Below are 413 nucleotides of genomic sequence, written 5' to 3'. Positions count from 1 at the left end.
TCGACATTGCGGTTGCATTCCTTCTCCAGCCGTCGCGATGATTGAATTCGATTTAAATAACCGTAAATGTAGAGCTTGAGCATCGTGGCAGGGTGATATCCAGGACGGCCAGTTGACTTGGGATTCACGCTTTCAAAACCTAAGTCGAGTAAATCGAGATGTTCAACAAAGACATCAATAACTCGCACTGGGTTATCTTCGCTAACAAAGTCGTCCATGAGTTCTGGAAAGAGCGTGGATTGATGCCTTGATTGACCAGTAATATGGTGAGACATGCCAGAATCTCCATGATTATGCTTACCAATCTGATGATACTGGACTTGGCTTTGAAATTGGATCGGTAGCTAAGACCCATTGATCATAAGTACATCGTACTTAGACCAAAAGGTGATCAAGGGTTTTTACACAGTCTG

The 413-nt window shown here is 43.3% G+C and carries 1 protein-coding gene; it reads right to left on the bottom strand.

What is annotated here, in order from left to right:
* A partial coding sequence (locus NXS07_RS20870) for a transposase (RefSeq protein ID WP_258087617.1) occupies nt 1–275 on the bottom strand: 275 nt, incomplete at its 3' end.
* Between the last annotated feature and the right edge of the window lie 138 nt (nt 276–413).

Source organism: Xenorhabdus bovienii (assembly GCF_024721015.1).
In the GTDB taxonomy this organism is placed as follows: domain Bacteria; phylum Pseudomonadota; class Gammaproteobacteria; order Enterobacterales; family Enterobacteriaceae; genus Xenorhabdus; species Xenorhabdus bovienii.
The sequence above is the reverse complement of the archived record's forward strand: the minus strand, read 5'-3'. Positions and strand labels throughout refer to the sequence as shown.